Source organism: Yersinia sp. KBS0713 (assembly GCF_005937895.2).
Taxonomy (GTDB): Bacteria; Pseudomonadota; Gammaproteobacteria; order Enterobacterales; family Enterobacteriaceae; genus Yersinia; species Yersinia bercovieri.
In genome coordinates this window covers 3,902,862-3,919,209 of record NZ_CP042173.1, presented here as the reverse complement: position 1 = coordinate 3,919,209, position 16,348 = coordinate 3,902,862, and the positions used below count along the sequence as shown (strand labels likewise).

Below are 16,348 nucleotides of genomic sequence, written 5' to 3'. Positions count from 1 at the left end.
GATACTTCAGATAGCCGACCCTGTTATGTTTAGTGTTGACCCAATGTGGCGACCATCACTGCTTTGATGGTATGCAGGCGGTTTTCTGCCTGATCAAACACGATGCTGTGCGCGGATTCAAACACCTCATCGGTAACTTCCATTCCGCCTGGCAAGTTGTACTGCTCTGCCATCTGCTTACCCAGAGTGGTTTGATCATCATGGAATGCAGGTAGGCAGTGCAGGAACTTGACCTGTGGGTTACCGGTCAGCTTCACCACACTCATATTGACCTGATAGGGTTTCAGCAGTGCAACCCGCTCGTGCCAGACCTCTTTGGGTTCCCCCATTGAGACCCAAACATCGGTATACAGGAAATCAGCGCCCTTCACGCCTTCGGCAATATCTTCTGTCAGTGTGATTTTACCGCCAGTTTTTTGCGCCTGCGCCTGACAATCCGCCACCAGTTGGGCCTCCGGCCAGCACGCTTTTGGCGCGACCAGACGTAAATCCATCCCCACCAGTGCGGCGGCTTCTAACATGGTGTTACCCATGTTGTTGCGCGCATCACCGAGATAGGCAAATTTCATTTCACTCAATGGCTTACCCGGCAGGTGCTCCTGCATAGTCAATAAATCCGCCAGTAATTGAGTCGGGTGGAATTCATTGGTCAGGCCATTCCACACCGGAACTCCCGCATATTCAGCCAATGTTTCAACCACTTGCTGGCCATGACCACGATACTGGATACCGTCATACATGCGGCCTAATACACGGGCGGTATCCTTAATTGACTCTTTATGCCCAATCTGACTTCCCCCTGGGCCGAGGTAAGTCACGCGCGCACCTTGATCATATGCGGCAACTTCGAAAGAGCATCGAGTACGGGTCGACTCTTTTTCGAAGATGAGCGCGATATTCTTACCTACCAGTTTTTGCTGCTCACAGCCGGATTTCTTGGCTTGCTTTAACTCAGCCGCCAAATCCAGCAGGGCTGTAATTTCAGTGGGGGTAAAATCCAGTAACCTTAGAAAGTGACGATTGTAGAACTGACTCATAGTGCTCATAGCTTGCATCCTGAATAGTCTAATTGAATTTAAATTCAATTTATACGTATAAATATTCAATTACAACCCCCATCAATAAATCTTTCTCGTTTATAGTGGAGGCAACCGCGTGGGTGTGGGAAAATAGCGCCATATTAAGCCCATTGACTGAGGATAAAGGCATGGCAAACCGCGAAATGCTGGACGAACAACGTGACGAGACCCGCCTGATCATTGAAGAACTGCTGGACGATGGTAGTGATCCCGATGCGCTGTACACGATTGAACACCACCTCTCTTCTGAAAAGTTCGAAGTGCTGGAAAAAGCCGCTGTTGAAGCATTCAAACTGGGTTATGAAGTGACAGATGCTGAAGAGCTGGAAGTGGAAGATGGCTCTATGGTGATGTGCTGTGACGTGATCAGCGAAGTTGCTCTGAATGCTGAAATTATTGATGCGCAGGTTGAACAGTTAATCGCATTAGCTGAAAAATGCGGCGTAAATTACGACGGCTGGGGCACCTACTACGAAGATCCCGACGCAGAAGATGATGAAGAGGGTGAGTTCGATGATGAAGAGTTGGTGGATGAGGATGACGACGGTAAGCGTCACTAATTTCCCTTCGCCCTAGAAGCCGCAGGGGTGTTAGCTGCACGCACTTACCCGAATCACTTACTTGAGTAAGCTCATCGGGATGCGTTTGCTTGCTGCCTACCTGCGACTCCAATGGCTTTGGGAAATTTTTTTTCCTGGCAGCCGCAGGGGTGTTAGCCAATAGTTTCAGGGCGCTTAATGCGCCCTGAATAATCACAATGTTTTCAGCATCGTCACTTCGCAATCCACATGACCGGTGTTGCCCATCGGCCCATCAATATGCTCAAAACCTAATTTTTCATATAAACCTACTGCGCTGGTCAGGCTGGCGGTGGTTTCCAGATAGCAGCGACCAAAGCCCTGCTGGCGGGCAAACTCTAGCGCCTGCAATGCCAATTGCTTTGCCAAACCTTTACCGCGCAATAGTGGCAGAAAGTACATTTTCTGCAATTCACACAGATCGGTGTCACCACCCGACAAGGGGGCGATACCACCACCACCGGCAATATTGCCGTCCACTTCAACCACCCAGTAAGCACTGCGCGGCTGGCTATACAGCTCATATAAGTGATCCAGATTCGGATCAGACACGGTATAGCCTTTATCTGCGCTTAGGCCAAATTCAGCCGAGACGTCGCGGATAACATTGGCGATAGCGAGATTGTCTGCGGCGAGGATGGGGCGCACCAGCAGGTGGATAGATGTAGCTGTGGTCATGCTCTATAAACCCAAAGGTAATATCTTAGTTATAATCTGTAATACCATTTAACACTGAATTAATGCAATGGTAAAAAAACTGGGAGCCAGATTATCATGGCCCCCAGTGAGTACTTACTTCATGTCAGATTAATTTACAGTGCGGCGATAGTCGCTTGCTGCTCAATTAACTTCTGTTTGGCTTCAGCACAGGCGGTCATTCTCTCGCGCTCTTTGGCAACCACGGCTTCTGGCGCACGTGCGACAAAACCTTCGTTACTCAATTTGCCTTCGATACGCTCAATTTCTGCTTCCAGCTTCGCCACTTCTTTCGCCAGACGATCCAACTCAGTGGCTTTATCGATCAAACCCGCCATTGGGATCAGCACTTCTGCACCTTCAACCAATTTGGTCACTGAGACTGGGCCTTTATCTCCGTCAGCTAACAGAGTGAGGGAGGATAAGCGAGCCAGCGACTGGATGAAGCTCTGGTTTTCCAGGACCCGGCGCTGAGCTTCAGCACTAGCGCCACGCAGCATGACGTCCAGTGGTTTACCTGGGGCGATATTCATTTCTGCGCGGATATTACGTACAGCAATGATGGTCTGCTTGATCCATTCCAAATCACTCAGCGCTTTTTCATCAACCTGGCTGGCGTCATATTCAGGGAAAGGCTGCAACATAATGGTGTCTGCGGTAATGCCTTTCAGGCTCTTAACCCGCTGCCAGATGGTTTCAGTGATGTAAGGAATGATGGGGTGTGCCAGACGTAGCAGCGCTTCCAATACCTCAATCAGCGTATGGCGAGTCCCACGCAGCTCAGCTTCAGAACCGCTGTTCATCACCGGCTTAGTCAGCTCCAGATACCAGTCACAGAACTGGTTCCAGGTGAATTCGTACAGAATACCGGCCGCCAGATCGAAGCGGTAGGTGTCCATCGCTTCGCGATAGGCTTTGATGGTCTGATTGAATTCAGCCAGAATCCAGCGGTCAGCCAGTGACAGCACCATTTCGCCGCCATTCTGCCCGCAATCTTGCCCTTCGGTGTTCATCAGCACGAAACGGCTGGCGTTCCACAGCTTGTTACAGAAGTTGCGATACCCTTCCAGGCGCTTCATGTCCCAGTTGATATCACGGCCAGTGGAGGCCAGTGCTGCCAGAGTGAAGCGCAGGGCATCAGTGCCGTGTGGCTCAATGCCATTCGGGAACTGCTTCTCAGTGCGCTTGCGGATTTTCTCTGCCAGCTGCGGCTGCATCATATTGCCGGTACGTTTCTCCAGCAACTCTTCCAGCGAAATGCCGTCAACCATATCCAGTGGATCGATGACGTTACCTTTCGATTTGGACATTTTCTGCCCTTCGTCATCGCGGATCAGGCCGGTCATGTACACGGTTTTAAACGGCACCTGCGGTTTACCATTTTCATCTTTCATAAAGTGCATGGTCATCATGATCATGCGGGCAATCCAGAAGAAAATAATGTCAAAGCCACTGACCACCACACTGGTGGGGTGGAAGGTTTTCAGTGCTTCGGTCTGCTCAGGCCAGCCCAGTGTGGAGAAGGTCCACAGACCAGATGAGAACCAGGTATCCAGCACGTCTTCGTCCTGGCGTAAGGCAATTTCAGGGCCGAGGTTGTTTTCGCGGCGCACTTCAGCTTCATCGCGACCGACATACACTTTACCCTGCTCGTCATACCAGGCTGGGATTCGGTGACCCCACCACAACTGACGGGAGATACACCAGTCCTGAATGTCGCGCATCCATGAGTAATACATGTTTTCGTACTGCTTAGGTACGAACTGAATCTCGCCGTTTTCCACCGCTTCAATGGCGACTTTCGCCAGCGGGGCTGTGCGGACATACCACTGGTCGGTCAGCATTGGCTCAATGACCACGCCACCACGGTCACCATAAGGCACTGTCAGGTCGTGCGGCTTAACCTCTTCCAGCAGGCCGAGCTTATCGAATTCAGCGACCACCGCTTTACGGGCCGCAAAGCGCTCAAGACCTTGGAACTGCTCTGGAATTGCGCCGCTGCATGTATCGGTCGCTTCGCCATTGGTATCAAACACTTCCGCTTCTGCGCGGATATCACCGTCGAAGGTCAGAATGTTGATCATCGGCAGGGCGTGGCGCTTGCCCACTTCATAGTCATTAAAGTCGTGGGCTGGCGTGATTTTCACGCAGCCGGTGCCTTTTTCCATATCCGCGTGTTCGTCACCGAGGATCGGAATGCGGCGGCCAACCAGTGGCAGGATCACTTCTTTCCCGATCAGATCTTTATAGCGCGGATCTTCTGGATTGACGGCAACACCGGTATCGCCCAGCACAGTTTCCGGACGCGTGGTTGCCACGACCAGATAATCTTTGCCTTCAGCGGTTTTGGCCCCATCGGCCAGCGGATAACGCAGATGCCACATCGAGCCTTTGGATTCGCGGTTTTCCACTTCCAGATCAGAGATGGCAGTGCGCAATTTCGGGTCCCAGTTTACCAGGCGTTTGCCACGGTAAATCAGATCCTCTTTGTGCAGACGGACAAACACTTCTTTAACCGCGTTGGAGAGGCCATCGTCCATGGTGAAACGTTCACGTTCCCAATCCACGGAGTTACCCAAACGGCGCATCTGGCGGGTGATAGTGCCGCCTGATTCATCTTTCCACTGCCAGATTTTATCGATAAAGGCTTCACGGCCGTAATCGTGGCGGGTTTTGCCCTCTTCGGCGGCAATTTTGCGCTCAACCACCATTTGGGTAGCGATACCGGCGTGGTCAGTACCCGCTTGCCACAGGGTGTTTTTCCCCTGCATACGCTGGTAGCGAATTAAGGTGTCCATGATGGTCTGCTGGAAAGCATGGCCCATGTGCAGGCTGCCGGTTACATTCGGCGGCGGGATCATGATGCAGTAGCTCTCTTTGCTGGTATCGCCGTTCGGCTTGAAATAACCCTGTTTTTCCCAGTGTTCATACAGCGGCTGCTCAATTTCTTGCGGGCTGTAGGTTTTATCGAGGGACGGCTCAGTTTTGTCGATGCTAGAAGGTGTGTTTTCCATTTTCTTTTTATTTCAATTAGTTGGCGGCGTTGCCGTGGTCAAGTGGAAGCCGACGCTGCGATAAGACTTATATCGGTCGCGCGCCAACTGTTTCAAATTTTCTTCGTAAGGAACGAAGTCTACCACTTCATGGAAAGCGGTGGCAAAACCTGCGAACTCGGGTAGCAGGCTAATAAGCAGGTCACGGGGGGAGTTCCCACGCCGTTCAGGCCAGGCTAATTCAACCGGTGCGCCATATTTTGGCCCTTCACCGGCCAGATTGTGCGGTACAAACTGGTCAGGTGCGCGTTGCCACAGGGCTTCATCTAGCCGCTGGGCCTGCTCTTCACTCTCACAGGCGATCAACACCCGTTTGCCCGTCCGCCAACGAGCAGCGGCAATCTCGCAGGCCAATGCTTCATGAGCGCGCAGCTCACCGGCGGGCGTGTCGTGTTCGAGCAGATAAAAAGTGGCGTTTTTCATAAGTTCTCTACGACGTAAAAGGGCACGAAAGTGTGCCCTTGAAGTAACGTAATGTATATCAAACGATTAATCGTCGCCGTTTAACCCTGCACGGTTAAGCAGGAACTGAGACAACAACGCGACCGGGCGGCCTGTTGCGCCTTTGTTCTTGCCTGAACGCCATGCAGTGCCCGCGATATCCAAGTGCGCCCAGCTATATTTACGGGTAAAGCGTGACAAGAAGCAGCCCGCAGTAATCGCCCCACCGGCACGGCCACCAATATTTGCCATATCAGCAAAATTGGAGTCTAACTGTTCGGCGTACTCATCACCTAACGGCAAGCGCCATGCACGGTCACCGGCTTGCTCTGATGCCCCAATCAGCTCATGCGCCAATGGGTTGTGGTTCGACATCAAACCGGTGATGTGGTGGCCTAACGCCACAACGCACGCGCCGGTCAGAGTCGCGATATCAATCACCAGCTCTGGCTCGAAACGCTCCACATAGGTCAGCGCATCACACAGCACCAGGCGGCCTTCCGCATCGGTATTCAGCACTTCAACAGTTTGGCCGGACATGGTAGTCAGGATATCACCCGGACGATAAGCGCGACCACCCGGCATGTTTTCACAGCCCGCTAGCACGCCGATCACGTTCAATGGCAGTTGCAGTTCAGCCACCACGCGCATCACGCCATAAACCGTTGCCGCACCGCACATATCATATTTCATCTCGTCCATGCCTTCGGCAGGCTTGATGGAGATACCACCGGAATCGAAGGTCAGCCCTTTGCCCACTAGCACAATTGGCTTAGCGTCAGGGTTCGGATTACCCTTATATTCTATCACCGACATCAATGATTCGTTCTGCGAACCATGACCAACCGCCAGATAAGAGTGCATACCCAGCTCTTTCATCTGCTGCTCGCCAATCACGCGAGTGACGATATTGGTGCTGAATGCATCGGCCAGTTGACGCGCCTGCGACGCCAAATAGGCGGCATTACAGATATTTGGCGGCATATTGCCCAAGTCTTTGGCGGCTTTGATACCGGATGCCACCGCCAGACCGTGCTGGATTGCGCGCTCACCGCTAGTTAATTCGCGGCGAGTTGGCACGTTGAACACCATTTTACGCAGCGGGCGGCGAGGCTCGGTTTTATTGCTTTTAAGCTGATCGAAGGTGTAAAGCGTCTCTTTGGCGGTTTCTACCGCCTGACGCACCTTCCAGTAAGTATTGCGGCCTTTTACATGCAGCTCAGTCAAGAAGCAGACCGCTTCCATTGAGCCGGTGTCATTAAGGGTATTGATGGTCTTCTGGATCACTTGCTTGTACTGGCGCTCATCAAGCTCGCGCTCTTTGCCACAGCCAATTAACAAGATGCGCTCGGAGAGAATATTCGGCACATGGTGCAGTAACAGCGTCTGCCCGACTTTGCCTTCAAGTTCACCACGGCGCAATAAAGCGCTGATGTAGCCATCACTAATTTTGTCGAGTTGTTCGGCAATGGGAGATAGACGACGAGGTTCGAAAACGCCGACTACAATACAGGCACTGCGCTGTTTTTCCGGGCTGCCGCTCTTTACACTGAACTCCATGCACTCTCCTGAATCTTAAAGACAAAGGCGGACGCTATCGCTAGAATATAGCGCTCCGCAACGATCTCTGCTCCGTTGTGTTAACGACGTGTGTTAACCTTAACGGTATAAGTTGTTTTGTTTTGGCGACTATAAGCATGTTCCTATAGGACACCTAAACGCTAGATGCTGTAATACTATTTTAGTTGTGAAGGTTGCCATATGATGAGAATAAATGGCGGATTAACGATGAAACTATCGATTTTCCTGCAAAAAGACAAGTTTTCACAGGCGTATTAGCGTGATCATCATTAGATATCTGGTACGGGAAACACTTAAGAGCCAAATTGCGATTCTGTTCATCCTGCTATTAATCTTCTTTAGCCAGAAGTTAGTACGGATATTAGGCGCTGCGGTTGACGGTGAAATCCCAACAAATCTGGTTTTATCCCTTTTGGGGCTCGGTGTGCCGGAAATGGCACAACTTATCTTGCCATTAAGCCTATTCCTTGGCTTGTTGATGACGTTAGGCAAATTGTATACGGAGAGTGAAATCACCGTGATGCATGCCTGCGGCATGGGCAAAAAATCCCTGATTCTGGCGGCACTGATTCTGGCGCTGGGCACTTCTGCGCTGGCGGCGGTCAATACAATCTGGCTTGGCCCCTGGTCGTCCAAACATCAAGACGAAGTGCTGAATGACGCCAGGGCTAACCCCAGTCTCGCCGCATTAGCGGGCGGGCAGTTTAAATCCTCAACCGATGGTAATTCAGCCTTATTTATCGGCAATGTCACGGGCAAAGAGTTCAACCGGGTGTTTTTGGCACAATTGCGGCCAAACGGTAATCAGCGCCCCTCCGTGGTGGTGGCCGATAGCGGCCATATGACCGAGCGGCCTGACGGCTCGCAAGTGGTTATCCTGAATAAAGGCACTCGCTATGAGGGCACCGCACTGCTGCGCGATTTCCGCATCACCGATTTTGTCGACTATCAGGCCATTATTGGGCATCAGGAAGTGCAGCAAAACAGCAATGTGGCTGAGCAGATGACCATGAAACAGCTGTGGCGCTCGAATGAAGCGGACGCCCGCGCGGAGTTTCACTGGCGGCTGACACTGATTGTGTCGGTGGTTATCATGGCGCTGTTAGTGGTGCCGCTGAGTGTGGTCAACCCGCGTCAGGGCCGCGTCCTCAGTATGCTGCCGGCGATGTTGCTGTATTTGATTTTCTTCCTGTTGCAAAGCTCCCTGCGCTCAAATGCAGGTAACGGCAAGCTGGACCCGCTTCTCTGGATGTGGACCGTGAATGGTGTTTATCTGGCTATTGCGGTGATATTGAACCTGTGGGATGGCCTGCCGGCTCGTAAGTTACGTGCTCGATTGAGAGGTGCTGCCTGATGTTTGGTGTATTAGACCGTTATATCGGACGGACTATCCTCAATACCATCCTGATGACATTATTCATGCTGGTATCGTTGTCTGGCATCATCAAATTTGTCGATCAGTTGCGAAAAGTCGGGCAGGGCGACTACTCGGCGGCATCCGCCGGCATGTACACCTTGCTCAGTGTCCCCAAGGATATTGAGATATTTTTCCCGATGGCAGCGCTGTTAGGTGCCTTGCTGGGCCTTGGTACATTGGCGACCCGCAGTGAGTTGGTGGTTATGCAGGCGTCGGGGTTCACCCGCATGCAAATCGCTGCTTCGGTGATGAAAACCGCCATTCCGCTGGTGTTGCTGACCATGGCAATCGGCGAATGGGTGGCGCCGCAAGGCGAGCAGATGGCGCGCAACTTCCGTGCACAGCAGATGTACGGTGGTTCATTGCTATCGACGCAGTCTGGTTTGTGGGCAAAAGATGGCTCTGATTTTATCTATATTCAGCGGGTATCGGGCGACAAAGAGCTGACTGGCGTCAATATTTATCACTTTGATAAACAAGACCGCCTGTTGTCGGTTCGTTACGCGGCGACAGCCACTTATGAAGACAATCTGTGGCGGTTATCGCAGGTTGATGAATCTGATTTAACCAACCCGACTCAGGTGACTGGCTCGCAGACGTTAACCGGTGAGTGGAAAACTAACCTGACACCCGAGAAGCTGGGCGTGGTTGCCATGAATCCAGATTCACTCTCCATCCGCGGGTTGCATGACTACAGCAAATACTTGAGGCAAAGTGGCCAGGAATCAAGTCGCTACGAACTGAACATGTGGGGCAAGATATTTGCGCCATTCTCGGTGGCGGTGATGATGTTGATGGCGCTGTCATTTATTTTTGGTCCATTACGCAGTGTGCCGATGGGTGTTCGGGTTGTCACCGGCATCTTCTTTGGCTTTGTTTTCTACGTACTGGATCAGATATTTGGTCCACTGAGTTTGGTTTACAACATCCCTCCAGTGATTGGCGCGCTGTTGCCGAGTATACTTTTCCTCCTAATCAGTGTTTATTTGCTGCTAAAACGGCGTTGATGGCGGTTTTTTCAACACTTAGACTAAACTTGATTGGATAACAGTTGCATGCGGATCATTGGTAGGTATAATTCACCTCGTTCTCCGCATACTACTTCAGTGCCGAAGTGGCGAAATCGGTAGACGCAGTTGATTCAAAATCAACCGCCGCGAGGCATGCCGGTTCGATTCCGGCCTTCGGCACCATTAGTATGTAAAGAGACGTCTACGGACGTCTTTTTTTATGTCTAAAATCCAGTCCCCGCAAGGCTCTTCTCGCTTTTTCACTCAACATAAGTCAACCTGATTCAATCTACATCAACTTACTGATGTGGGTACAATTGCGGGTATATCCCGGTTCGATAATGTTTGTACCCACGCAGAACCCTTGAAAGGATACTCAACATGGCTCTGAGTGATGTGAAGGTTCGTACAGCCAAGCCTGAAGCAAAAGCCTATAAACTTACCGACGGCGAAGGCATGGTGTTACTGGTTCACCCTAACGGCTCGAAATACTGGCGGCTACGCTATCGCTTTGGCGGTAAAGAAAAGATGTTGGCGTTGGGGAAGTACCCTGAAATATCACTGGCTGATGCCAGGGCACGGCGTGACGAAGCTCGTAAGCTGTTAGCTAACGGTGTGGACCCAAGTGAGAGCAAGAAAGCCGTTAAGGTAGAGCAGGAGCAAGAAGCGATAACTTTTGAAGTGGTAGCCAGAGAGTGGCATGCCAGTAATCGTCAATGGTCAGAAGCTCACAGTGCTCGAGTGCTCAAAAGCTTAGAGGACAATCTCTTTCAAGCCATAGGCAAACGGAATATTGCAGATCTCGGAACCCGTGATCTTTTGCCTCCAATCAAAGCCGTAGAGATGTCTGGGCGTCTTGAGGTGGCTTCCCGCCTGCAACAACGAACCACAGCAATAATGCGCTATGCAGTACAAAGCGGTTTAATTGATTATAACCCCGCGCAGGAGATGGCTGGTGCCGTTGCTACTGGTAAAAGAAAGCACCGTGCTGCACTTGAGTTAAACCGCGTTTCAGAGTTGCTTCATCGCATCGACTACTACAGTGGCAGGCCACTCACTCGGCTAGCGGTAGAATTGACTTTATTGGTCTTTATCCGCTCCAGTGAATTACGCTTTGCCCGTTGGTCAGAAGTGGATTTTGAAACCGCCATGTGGACCATTCCCGGAGAACGTGAACCACTGGAAGGTGTTAAGCATTCGCACCGGGGTTCAAAAATGCGTACTCCTCATCTTGTCCCCTTATCCCGCCAGGCGCTCGCCATTCTGGAAAAGATCAAAAGCATGAGTGGAAACCGTGAGCTGATTTTTATCGGTGATCACGACCCACGTAAGCCCATGAGTGAGAATACGGTAAACAAAGCCCTGCGGGTTATGGGATATGACACGAAGGTTGAAGTCTGTGGCCACGGTTTCAGAACCATGGCTTGTAGTTCATTGATTGAGTCTGGATTGTGGTCGAGGGATGCAGTAGAACGGCAGATGAGCCATCAGGAGCGCAACTCTGTGCGTGCGGCTTATATTCATAAGGCCGAGCACTTAGATGAACGCAGACTGATGATCCAGTGGTGGGCAGATTATCTGGATGCGAATCGGGAAAAGGGGATTAGTCCGTTTGATTTTGGTAAATTGAAAGCGATATGACGCAATAGTAAAAACAAGGCATTTACCTCTTATGCCTTGTTTTTTCAACGCGGGCTATTCCTCGTAATACAGTTAACTGCCAATTCATCTCCAGGAAGGAAGCACTAGTAGGTAAAGGTGTAGTAGCGTGACAAACCATTTATTCCTGGATGCTTAGTTTCCGTCAGATCAATTTACACCAAGCGCTTTATACACTGCATCCACCGGATCAGCATAAAAACTCACCTGGAATTTGGTAAACAATTCAGTCGGCACTGTTGGGATATCCATAGCTGATGCCATTGGTAGCAACACTCGTTTGGCTCCGCTGTCGAATGCCACCTGCAGACATGCAGCTAGATCTTGTACTGGCTTAATCACCCCACCCAGAGTCATACTGCCCAGGACAACCATCTGTTCCTGTACGGGCTTTGCCAGCAACATAGAGCAGAAGGCAATCAACGATGCAAGACTGGTTGTTGTACTTGGGCCTGTATTGTGTAGTTCTACCACATGAAGATGATATTCATGTTCAGAGAATTTCGCTGCAGCGCTAATTCGGCTCAAGTTTCCTTTAAAATAGTCGAAACCAACACGAACAGCTTCCTTCGCCGCAGTATTTGATCCCAAACCTGAAACAGCATGTTTGCCATTACCGGCCATCATCTGGGTCTCAAACCGGTAGAGGCCAGTCATTCCTGAATCTGCTTGGGTTACCAAATGTACTACTCCAGGTTTGGGCGTCCCCACAGGTATCAGTTCACTTCCGCCTTGTTCTAGCACACTGACGAAAAACTCTTCCAGGCTTTCGTTATCGATATAACTAAAGTTCACATCAAAGAACTCAAGACCACCGAGTTTTTTCAGCTGTTCTTTCACGCGGCGACGTACTTCCATCGCATAGCTCAGGCAAGCACGTACATCTTCTTTATCGTAGGCCCCATAGGGATGCATTAGCTTTAACAGGCCAGATACAGTGCGGCGTACAGCAATCACATCACGTTGGTTGAGGTTGTTTCCCAGCTTGAAGAATTTATCAATCGCGTCTGAGAAGCTACGCTTACGCATTTCACGCATGTACTCGGCAAGATAATCAGTGATCAAACCGTAGCGGTTGGTGAAAAATTCCGGGCGCATTTTGGGAATTTCCCATCCTGGAATATAGGCGTGGAAGCGATCAAAAAATGCAGTATCGATCATCGCATCCGGGAACGGTGCGAGTAAATGGCTAGTTTTCACAAGCGTATCCACGCTCTGATTGATGTTGCCGACAAATACCATGGAGGCTTTTCCTTCAATGGAGTCACGTCCGCGAGAGAATGATCCTGACGCCATGTAATCCTTCATGATTTGCACGCCGTCTTTGTCTTTGAAAGTAATTCCCGCCACTTCATCAAACGCCACCACGTCCCACATGCCGACTAAACCAATCTGGCGGCTGGCCATGTTGTAGAACAGGTTAGCCACGGTGGTTTGCCCACCGGATACCAACAGCGAATTAGGTGAACACTCTTTATAAACATGACTTTTACCGGTACCTCGTGGCCCCAGCTCACAAACGTTATAATTGTTTTCCACGAATGGGATCATGCGAGCAATTAAGTGCCATTTTGTACGTTGCTCAATATTGGCTGGCTCCATTCCCACAGAACGCAGTAGCAAATCAATCCACTGGTCACGGCTAAACTGTTTCCGAGCCTCAAACACCTCGTCCATATCCATATTCGGCATCTGGATAGGTTTCAGCGTCATCAACGAGAAAGGAGACGTTCTCTGTCCTTCCTCATAGAAATAGTTCACGGTGATCATGCACCAGATACCGCCCATCAGTAGCTTCTCGTTATCTTTAACCATCTGAGATGACACCAAGGCATCCTTAATGCCCAGGTTCGATAACTGAGCTTCGTAAACATCTTTCTTTTGATTCAACTTTACGGTGACTTTGTCGATGATTTTGTACGAACCACGTTCACGGATCAGAGATTTTATTTTTTCCGCTTCATCGGGACGAACGTAGTTATCAGAGAGAATGCGTTTAACGGACTGTAAGCCCTGCTCAATTACTTCATCATCATCGGATGCACAGTACATACCGAGCAAATATTCCAGTACATAGACCGGAACATTAGCCCCTTCTTTAAGTTGTTTAGTCAGGTCCTTACGCACGACGCGACCGCGAAAGTGCTGATTCAATAATGAATCCAGGTCCTGAGCCAATGCAGAGGCCATTTCCATGTTATTAGCCGAGTTATCCTGCTGTTGCATAACGCCTCACTTAAAAGAAGTCATCCTGGAAGGCCAGATCGATCGTAATTGGGTAGCGGCCATACTCTGTTGCGCTGTCCGCATTCTCCAGGATCAGAACATACTTGTTTTTACGATTGAATGCCGTACCCATGAGTTTCATGGTCACATCGCGGGTGCGTTTACCCATATCGTCATTGTCGCTATCGAAGCAAACCGTTTCCATGCCGGAGACAACCTGATTATTTTCATCAACGATAAAGATATTCAGCGTGCGCGGTTCATTGAGGTCGTCCACCGCCGTCGTCTGGATAAAGCCGATTTTATCAATACTGTTAACCAGTTTTATTACGTGGTCCCGTGCAACAACTGACACTGGCTGGCGCTGTGGTTGTTTCTCGGCTGCTTTTTTCTCAAGCGCGCGAATCTTCAAGACGGGAACACACACTTCCTGCAACATGGCACCGCCATGAACGAAACGCGCACCACCTACAAAGTGGAAACGCTGTACCCCTTTGGGTAACAGGAATTCACTCTCATCGCTTGCGCCTGCGGTATCTGCCAGTTTGCCGTGCCAGCAAAACTCACTTTCAGGCAGTTGATGCCCAATAATGAATCGCTTATTCGCTTCAATCGCATTTACGGCTTTACTCTCCAGCTTCGTTTTATCTTGCTCCACCAGCGCCTGTTGTTGGAACAGGAACCCATGATCGGCAGTGACAAAAATTCGGCTGGCGTTAAATCGATTTCGCAGGCGTGAGACCAGATCTTTCAACTCCGTGATCGCACTTCTACAGGCTTCAAAGGTTTTGTCTTCCGTTGCCGCCTTATCACCGATAGCATCAATAGTGTCGTGCCAGATATACACCACTGAGGCGTTGCGGATTTGATCGTTCACTTCCTGGTTGTTGGCGTTCTGCAGATCCTTCGCTTTCAGCGCAACACCATTTACCTTCGCTAGGATAGCGGCGCGTTTTTCAAACCCTGAGGTAGACATCCCATCGGCATACACCACGCCGGAATTGTCAGGCAGATAACTCAACGACTCATGAGGTAACAATGCCGCCATACCTAGCTGCGTGTAGCTCGGCAACACTCCCGTCTGGGAGCGCAGTTCGGCACTGAAGTGCTTCTCATGATTGATGTGTCGACCCAGTTCTTCTGCTACTTCGTAGCGCAATGCATCTGAAATCACGACAAAAACACGTTTCACCTGCGAAGTGTCAAACTGGCGTTTCACATTATCTTTGTAGAAATTACGCTGCAACGGTACATCGCTAATTTGCCAAGTCTGCATGCGATTTTCCGTTTCCAGTAGTTTGTTCCAGCCACGGCTCAGCTCTGCCAGATACCAGTTGCTGTACAACTCCTCGATGAATTTATCCAGTTCATGGAGGATCATCGCCCCCTTGCTATGCACCGGGGCGGCATATTCATTGAACAGGCGGTAGGTTTGATCGAAACGATAAATTTCGTTGCAGTAGGCTTTCCAGAACGCGCTGGTATCGGGGAAATTAAACCCATCAGTATAATGATTACGCAGATTCAGCAGGCGCTCAGCCTGGCGTAATGCATTCCAAATGGCAAGGTATTCCGGGCGGGTCTGACTCCAGTATTTCGCACTACGCTCTGACACCAGCGCTTTAAACGCGTCCCTGTCCAGGGTCGTGCTTTCTTCCTGTAGTTGAGTAACTAGGCCACGGATAATCAATTGCTCGATAGCTTCGAAAGTGTCACATTTTGCCAGCGCATACGGCGAGCTGTGGTTGTAATGCTCTTTCGGCTGTAGTGTCTGCTGGAGATCGGCTGCACAATAATCGTATTCCGCTTTATAACGACGATCGTTCCGCCACGCCCCCATAAAGGCCAGAGCAGACGCACGACCTGCGGCAGTAGTCAGCACATTTTTACTCAACCACTCGCGATGATCGTCATCACCTTGTGCCCAAAGATCGGTACAGAATAGTTTCAGCAACAGGTTTTCTAGCGTCGGCACTTCTGCCTGGTAACCCAGTTCAAGACTAAGGACTTCCCAGAGGACCTTATCCAGCTCCAGCTTTTTCAGCACGGCGAAAGTATTTTCCAGAGCACTATCATCCTGCTGACTTGCGGCAACAAATTGCTGGATCAGAGCAAACAGGATTTCTTTGGTTTCAAAGGTGCTGGCTCCGGCAACTACCGCTAGCATCTTCTTATCGAGGGATTTTTCTGTTTCGCGTTCGGTGACCCAGCCTTTGAGCAACTGGGTACGTTTGACGGTAAAGAAGGCTTTGCGAAGCTGAACATGCTCACGCAACCCTAGCTGTGGGATGCCCAATGAGTTCAGGGTGATAGAGGCATAGTCAGCGTGGAATTCGGTGCTATAAAGGCGAATATCCAGCAGCCAGTCTTGCTCACGAGCAGGAACGTCACTGGTGAAATAGAGTAAAAATTTCTGTGTTGGCTCGTCGATTTCGATTCTTTTTTTTGTGGCGAGCACAGAAACGCCGCGCATATCCAGCAGCGAGACGTCGTCGAGATCCAGCTCATTGAGCGAGTCGATGAAGCGTTGTTCCGGGTCGTGCCAGAAGACGATGCGATTGTCGGTAAACTTCTGACGAAGCCCTGATTCCAGTTCTTTAAATTGCAT

General features: G+C 50.4%; 11 protein-coding genes and 1 tRNA gene. 5 read left to right on the top strand and 7 right to left on the bottom strand.

Annotated features, from left to right (window positions below):
- Window positions 1-29: 29 nt before the first annotated feature.
- Window positions 30-1,037, bottom strand: coding sequence for an ornithine carbamoyltransferase (gene argF / locus FFE93_RS18585; protein WP_032897160.1), 1,008 nt, complete (start codon window positions 1,035-1,037; stop codon window positions 30-32).
- A gap of 170 nt (window positions 1,038-1,207) precedes the next feature.
- On the opposite strand from argF, the gene rraB reads away from it, so the two are divergent.
- The gene (rraB, locus tag FFE93_RS18580; protein WP_032897072.1) at window positions 1,208-1,639 is read left to right on the top strand and encodes a ribonuclease E inhibitor RraB; all 432 of its coding nucleotides are present in this window, start codon (window positions 1,208-1,210) and stop codon (window positions 1,637-1,639) included.
- A gap of 192 nt (window positions 1,640-1,831) precedes the next feature.
- Here the strand turns inward: rraB and FFE93_RS18575 are convergent, their stop codons facing one another.
- From FFE93_RS18575 to pepA, 4 genes are all read right to left on the bottom strand, one after another.
- Window positions 1,832-2,335, bottom strand: a complete 504-nt coding sequence (locus FFE93_RS18575; RefSeq protein ID WP_005276489.1) for a GNAT family N-acetyltransferase — start codon at window positions 2,333-2,335, stop codon at window positions 1,832-1,834.
- Window positions 2,336-2,469: 134 nt separating this feature from the next.
- Complete coding sequence (locus FFE93_RS18570; RefSeq protein ID WP_138775761.1) at window positions 2,470-5,367, bottom strand: valine--tRNA ligase; 2,898 nt, start codon at window positions 5,365-5,367, stop codon at window positions 2,470-2,472.
- A gap of 12 nt (window positions 5,368-5,379) precedes the next feature.
- Entirely contained in the window at window positions 5,380-5,829 is a 450-nt protein-coding gene (locus FFE93_RS18565; protein ID WP_005276485.1) for a DNA polymerase III subunit chi, read from the bottom strand.
- Window positions 5,830-5,895: 66 nt separating this feature from the next.
- Complete coding sequence (gene pepA / locus FFE93_RS18560) at window positions 5,896-7,407, bottom strand: leucyl aminopeptidase (RefSeq protein ID WP_005276484.1); 1,512 nt, start codon at window positions 7,405-7,407, stop codon at window positions 5,896-5,898.
- Window positions 7,408-7,687: 280 nt separating this feature from the next.
- On the opposite strand from pepA, the gene lptF reads away from it, so the two are divergent.
- From lptF to FFE93_RS18540, 4 genes are all read left to right on the top strand, one after another.
- Window positions 7,688-8,782, top strand: a complete 1,095-nt coding sequence (lptF, locus tag FFE93_RS18555) for an LPS export ABC transporter permease LptF (RefSeq protein ID WP_005276481.1) — start codon at window positions 7,688-7,690, stop codon at window positions 8,780-8,782.
- Window positions 8,782-9,852 (top strand): LPS export ABC transporter permease LptG, encoded by a 1,071-nt coding sequence (gene lptG / locus FFE93_RS18550; RefSeq protein WP_049599989.1) that lies wholly within the window; start codon window positions 8,782-8,784, stop codon window positions 9,850-9,852. The genes lptF and lptG overlap by 1 nt, the downstream gene beginning before the upstream one ends.
- A 101-nt stretch (window positions 9,853-9,953) precedes the next feature.
- A tRNA-Leu gene (locus FFE93_RS18545) sits at window positions 9,954-10,038 on the top strand.
- A 198-nt stretch (window positions 10,039-10,236) separates the two neighbouring features.
- Window positions 10,237-11,496, top strand: coding sequence for a tyrosine-type recombinase/integrase (locus FFE93_RS18540; protein WP_138775759.1), 1,260 nt, complete (start codon window positions 10,237-10,239; stop codon window positions 11,494-11,496).
- Between the two features lie 168 nt (window positions 11,497-11,664).
- Here the strand turns inward: FFE93_RS18540 and brxL are convergent, their stop codons facing one another.
- A complete protein-coding gene (gene brxL / locus FFE93_RS18535) occupies window positions 11,665-13,740 on the bottom strand; it encodes a protease Lon-related BREX system protein BrxL (protein WP_138775757.1) in 2,076 nt (691 codons plus the stop codon).
- A gap of 10 nt (window positions 13,741-13,750) precedes the next feature.
- The gene (pglZ, locus tag FFE93_RS18530; RefSeq protein WP_138775756.1) at window positions 13,751-16,348 is read right to left on the bottom strand and encodes a BREX-1 system phosphatase PglZ type A; all 2,598 of its coding nucleotides are present in this window, start codon (window positions 16,346-16,348) and stop codon (window positions 13,751-13,753) included.

What these genes read in the sequence shown, in the direction of transcription:
- brxL (WP_138775757.1), bottom strand. Translation starts at nt 13,740, where the DNA reads ATGCAACAGCAGGATAACTCGGCTAATAACATGGAAATGGCCTCTGCA.
- FFE93_RS18565 (WP_005276485.1), bottom strand. Translation starts at nt 5,829, where the DNA reads ATGAAAAACGCCACTTTTTATCTGCTCGAACACGACACGCCCGCCGGT.
- FFE93_RS18575 (WP_005276489.1), bottom strand. Translation starts at nt 2,335, where the DNA reads ATGACCACAGCTACATCTATCCACCTGCTGGTGCGCCCCATCCTCGCC.
- lptG (WP_049599989.1), top strand. Translation starts at nt 8,782, where the DNA reads ATGTTTGGTGTATTAGACCGTTATATCGGACGGACTATCCTCAATACC.
- pglZ (WP_138775756.1), bottom strand. Translation starts at nt 16,348, where the DNA reads ATGCAATTTAAAGAACTGGAATCAGGGCTTCGTCAGAAGTTTACCGAC.
- FFE93_RS18540 (WP_138775759.1), top strand. Translation starts at nt 10,237, where the DNA reads ATGGCTCTGAGTGATGTGAAGGTTCGTACAGCCAAGCCTGAAGCAAAA.
- pepA (WP_005276484.1), bottom strand. Translation starts at nt 7,407, where the DNA reads ATGGAGTTCAGTGTAAAGAGCGGCAGCCCGGAAAAACAGCGCAGTGCC.
- argF (WP_032897160.1), bottom strand. Translation starts at nt 1,037, where the DNA reads ATGAGTCAGTTCTACAATCGTCACTTTCTAAGGTTACTGGATTTTACC.
- rraB (WP_032897072.1), top strand. Translation starts at nt 1,208, where the DNA reads ATGGCAAACCGCGAAATGCTGGACGAACAACGTGACGAGACCCGCCTG.
- FFE93_RS18570 (WP_138775761.1), bottom strand. Translation starts at nt 5,367, where the DNA reads ATGGAAAACACACCTTCTAGCATCGACAAAACTGAGCCGTCCCTCGAT.